Source organism: Alkalibaculum bacchi, from assembly GCF_937875145.1.
Classification (GTDB): domain Bacteria; phylum Bacillota; class Clostridia; order Eubacteriales; family Alkalibacteraceae; genus Alkalibaculum; species Alkalibaculum bacchi_A.
Map to the genome: position 1 here is coordinate 1 of NZ_CALNCS010000172.1, position 5,259 is coordinate 5,259.

At 34.7% G+C, this 5,259-nt stretch carries 4 protein-coding genes and 1 pseudogene; 3 read left to right on the forward strand and 2 right to left on the reverse strand.

Going from position 1 to position 5,259, the window contains the following annotated elements; all coding sequences use genetic code 11:
* Both Q7P22_RS10220 and Q7P22_RS10225 read right to left on the reverse strand, forming a co-directional pair.
* A pseudogene (locus Q7P22_RS10220) lies at positions 1–275 on the reverse strand (hypothetical protein); the annotation flags it as partial.
* 402 nt (positions 276–677) lie between these two features.
* On the reverse strand, positions 678–1,463 hold the full coding sequence (locus Q7P22_RS10225; RefSeq protein ID WP_303863835.1) for a TIGR00266 family protein: 786 nt from the start codon (positions 1,461–1,463) through the stop codon (positions 678–680).
* A 500-nt stretch (positions 1,464–1,963) separates the two neighbouring features.
* Between Q7P22_RS10225 and Q7P22_RS10230 the strand changes: the two genes are divergently transcribed.
* From Q7P22_RS10230 to Q7P22_RS10240, 3 genes are all read left to right on the forward strand, one after another.
* Positions 1,964–3,085, forward strand: coding sequence for a hypothetical protein (locus tag Q7P22_RS10230; RefSeq protein WP_303863837.1), 1,122 nt, complete (start codon positions 1,964–1,966; stop codon positions 3,083–3,085).
* An 86-nt stretch (positions 3,086–3,171) separates the two neighbouring features.
* Positions 3,172–4,512, forward strand: a complete 1,341-nt coding sequence (locus Q7P22_RS10235) for a methyl-accepting chemotaxis protein (protein WP_303863838.1) — start codon at positions 3,172–3,174, stop codon at positions 4,510–4,512.
* A gap of 171 nt (positions 4,513–4,683) precedes the next feature.
* Positions 4,684–5,178: an acyl-CoA thioesterase gene (locus Q7P22_RS10240; RefSeq protein WP_303863840.1), complete on the forward strand. Its 495-nt coding sequence runs from the start codon at positions 4,684–4,686 to the stop codon at positions 5,176–5,178.
* Positions 5,179–5,259 lie beyond the last annotated feature (81 nt).

A 5,259-nucleotide genomic window follows, 5' to 3' on the forward strand; every position in this document is an offset into this window, starting at 1 on the left:
TGAGTACCTATTAGTACGTCAATATGATCAATACCTAAATTTCTTATATAAGAAACCACAAGATCTGAATCTCCATTGTTTCCAGCATCTATTAACATGGTCTGTCCTGATGCGTCTTGTATCAGAATGGAATCTGCTTGTCCTACGTCTAAAAAATGAATTTTTACTTGTCCTAATGGTACATCTTTATTGATCCCATCATCTGTAAAGAGATTAAATGCAAAAGCTGCGATGGCAATAATAATGGGTATCAATGTTTTTAATAATTTATTCATCCTGTCATCTCCTTCTAGTTTAATTCCCTACTATTATACTAGAATTTCGTAAGACAATGATATATTTCTTCCAAGAAAAAAGAGACACCATCGTGTCCCTACAAGCTAATGCATTCTATTGTGTTTTTTCTCTTATAATTCTATTTCTCCATTTTGCTTCCAAACTATATCCTCCTATAAGAATAACGAAAGTACATATTAATATACCCCACTTGCCCTCATATTAATAATAAACTAAAATGATTTTATCTTTCTTTACAAAAAAGTCAAGGGCCTATAGTAAAACTTTTTAGTTGAAAACAAAATAACAAAAGCCATCTAAAGGCAGCTTGTAAGTTCTAAGTAAAATCAGCAGGTTGCTTCTCGAACGCTGATTTTACCTGATTAGTTGATCACCTGGTTTTAATCTTCGAACAAATTCCCCAATGTCCCCAGTACACTACCCTCACCTTTCGAACTTCCGCCCGCATATTTCGATGAAGCGATAATTCGATCAGCTAACCTGCTAAATGGTAGGGATTGTAGCCATACTTTTCCTGGTCCCTTTAAAGTGGCAAAGAATAATCCTTCTCCTCCAAATACGGCCGTTTTAATATTTCCGACAAATTCAATATCGTAATTTACCTCTTGTGTAAGCGCTACTAAACATCCTGTATCCACTTTAAGGGTTTCCCCTGGAGCTAATTCTCTTTCGTAAATGGTTCCACCTGCATGACAGAAGGCAAGTCCATTTCCTTCTAATTTCTGCATAATAAACCCTTCCCCACCAAAGAATCCTACACCAATTTTCTTTTGGAATGCAATGCCAACAGCAGTGCCCTTTTCCGCACAAAGAAAGGAATCCTTTTGACAGATAATCTTGCCATTATATTTTGATAAATCGATGGGAATAATCTTACCTGGATAAGGGGCACCAAAGGCAACTTCGCCTTCACTATTACCTATCTGAGTAAATAAAGTCATAAATAAGCTTTCCCCTGTCAAAACCCTTTTTCCAGCTCCCATAAGCTTGCCCATAAGACCACCGCCGGAACTTTGAGCAGAACCATCACCAAAAATGGTATCCATCTTAACCGTCGCATCCATAAACAATAATGCTCCAGCTTCTGCAATTAAACTTTCATTGTTTCTAAGTAAAAATCGAACGAACTGCATATCATCCCCATAAATTTCATAATTAACAGCCATTTTAATCCTCCTCTACATAATGGTATATCTATACTAATTTATTAATCAAGCAATTTATACATACTCATTTATTTTTCTATTAAACACCACTAGTTTTAAAATTTACCTTTTTATTATAATAACATCACAAAACGTTGATTAATATCCACTGATCGAAATTTCTACCTTATATTTAAATGTCCATATAAGGCAAGCTAACTGTTTGCTGAGTAATAACTAAGATTATTGATTTCAAAATAATTATTCAATGTCCACCACGCATTCCTTTTATCTGGTTGAATCGCTCTTACAATAATAGTATTTATATAATATCATAATTATACAATAAAATAACACTTTTTCCCATTATTATTAACACAAAAAATAACTTTAGCTCGATTCTTCTTTAATATATTTACAATAACCTTCAAACTCTTGTATAATATTTTATATAGCATAAATAATATTACATTATATTTGATACATCTTATCTAAACTTACACTACGAAGGGATACTATTAATGAAATTTAAGATTGTTTCTACTGAAGTAAACAAAACACAAAGTAATCAAATAAAAGCAAAAAACGCTACTGTAGCGCCTAAGGAAACCTTTGCTAATGTTCTCGATACATACCTCTTAGAAGCTAGTACAGATGATTCTTTAAATTCAATATCTATTGATATGCCCATCAAAAACGAACGCATACTGCGCACAATATTAGGTAGTGTTGACATGGTTACTCCTACCAAAATGCCAAACAGTAATCATGCTGCCGCGGCCTATGGACACTCCATTCCCCTAGTTACATCAGATGGCGTGCAACAAATTGCCCGAAATATAACTGCATTATATGAGGGAGGCGGTGTAGCTGGTAATTTTGATGGACAGGGTTTGTCTCTTGGGTATTTACAATGGAATATAGGATCCAACACTTTACAGCCATTACTTAGAGAAATGTCAAACAACACAAATACAAAAAAAGATTTTGAAGCGATTTTTTCTGGATTAGTTCAAGTTACAAATAATAATGGCTCAACAGCTACTAGGAGTATGAGCGACGAAATTCGACGAATGCTCGATATGACCTCATCACAACAACTTGCTTGGGCAAAATCATTAAATACGAGACAAAACAAAATAAAAGAACCTTGGAAATCAGCTATTGGCAATTTAATTCAAAACAATTCCTTTAAGCTTATTCAAGATCAATATGCAAGACCTTATTTTGATAAAGCCAATAAAATCGTCAACGACTCTACTATTGGAGTCAAAACGATTCGCGGATACTCCTTAGCCTTTGATATTGCCGTGCAAAATGGCTCCATTAAATCTTCCGCCTATGACCTTATTGTAGGTGCTTTATCAGGAGAAAACAACAAACTAACCAATCCAAATAACTCGAGTCTATCGAGAAATCAAAGAGCTGTGGTACTCGATTTACAAAGCCGATTAAAAAACGTCTCAGATTCAGATACCCGCAAGTTATACTATACAGCAGCCGCAGTGGCCATTTGCGCCAAAGATCAATATGCAAAAGACGTTTGGTCAAGAAAATCAACAATAATAGCCGGCACGGGAACCGTCCACGGCAAAAACCTAGCCCTAAACAAGGCAGGTCTTAGTGACGATAAATTGGTTTAACTTAACCACCTTTATGATCTTTTGCCACCAAGCTTTTAACAATTTATCCTTTCTGCCGATAAAGAATTATTATAAGGGGGGTTTATATGAAACATCAACAAAAAGAAAAATTAGAAAGTTATGCAATTACAAAAAAAATACTTCTGTACACATCCGTTTACAGTCTATCAATATTTCTAGTTCTAGGATTTATTGCTGTATATTATCTAAATCGTTCAGGAGAGCTTTCCTCTACGATGCCATTAGTCCTTTCTTATCTTGTATTGGCAATCATTTTTACATTGGGAAACATCGCCTATATCAATAGCTTTATGAAGAAAAATCTTCATAATACTATTCTTTTCTTAAAATGGCTATCGGATAAAATGTCCTGTGGAGATTATACCTTTGTCGTAAATGAAAAGAGATTAAAAAAGGACGAATTTGGAGAACTTATTATTTCTTATAATACCGTTATTAAAGAAACAAGAAACCTAATTGACAAAGTATATGATGCTTTAGAGCTTCTTAGTTCAGCCTTACATAATCTAGGTGACTCTGTGAACCAATCGTCAAGAGCATCAAGCGAAATACTAAAGAGCAGTGAAGAAATTGCTACGAGTTCTTCTGAACAAGCTATTGCTACAGAGGATGGACTAAGGAAATCTTATGACTTAGGTAAAATTGTTGAAGAAAATAACGGCTTACTGCAATCTGTAAATAAAATGTCTGAAAAAATTGTCTTTACTGCAAACGATGGCATGACACAGGTAGAGGAATTATCTGATAAAGTTCAGATTACAAATGAATCTATAAAATCGATTAACGACGTAATCATAAAAACCAACAAAAGTGCTATGGATATTAAAGCGGCTAGCGATATTATCTCTGCTATAGCAAAACAAACCAATCTTTTAGCACTAAATGCAGCTATTGAAGCTGCTCGCGCTGGTGAATCTGGAAGAGGCTTTGCCGTGGTAGCAGAAGAGATTAGAAATTTAGCCGAACGCTCTACAGAATCAACTGCGCATATTGATTCTATTATTCAAGAATTACAAACCAATTCAAGTAGCGCACTAAAAGAGATGGAATCTACAAATAAAGTTGTGAGAGAACAAGTAGAAAGCGTAAAAATCACAAGCGATAAATTTAACGAAATTTTGGTATCTATTGACGAAAATGCCGTTGCTGTATATACACTGGGCGAAAGTATTGATGAGATGAATGGAATCCAAAAAAATATTTCTGAAATCATTGAAAATCTTTCTGCAATTGCCCAAGAAAATGCCGCTGGAACAGAAGAATCGATAGCGAGCATAGAAGAGCAGTCAAATCATATACAAAATCTAACAATTGAATCAGAGAAGATTAACATCTTAAATGAAGAATTAAATAATACGATTCGATTCTTCAGAACAAGAACTAAAAAAGAAAAGAGCTCCACATAAAAACAAATCCCCCTTCAATATGATCTGATACCTGAAGGGGGATTTATTTTAATACAGTATTAATTTAAATGCAAGACTTCCATTATTTTAGAAAACAATATTTATTGAATGAGTAAATTTGGTATAATACATCTATTAAAACTTACAATAGAGATGAATGGAGGAATATTCATGAAGGAAGGTATATCTTTTGCACAAGTTGAAACATCAATAATCATGGAACCACGACACTGTAATCCAAGTGGTAATATTCATGGCGGAGAAATGATGAAGATTATGGATAATGTAGCAGGCATCGTAGCCGTTAAACATGCTAAGGGAAATGTAGTTACAGCTAGAATAGATGAAATTATCTTTCATATTCCTGTACATGTGGGAGATATTGTGACCTGTATCGGCGAACTAGCCTATGTAGGCACTACTTCAATGCAAATTTTCGTATCGGTTCTCGTTAACGATATAAAAGGACAAAATGAATCTAAAATTGCACTCACTGCATTTTTCACTATGGTTCACTTAGATGAAAATGGAAAGCCTGCTCAAGTCGCCCAACTAACCCCCACCACCCTTGACGAAGAGGCACTGTATCTACTAGGGAAGAGAAAGTACGAGGAGAAAAAATGGATTATATTGAAGCTCCGCCGATACGGAAAGCTGCATTTATGAATGATAGCTTAATTGAATAAGGTGTGGGAACGAAAAGCGTTTTCCCTCCTTTATTTGTGGCCGTTGAAATTTAAAGAGTGA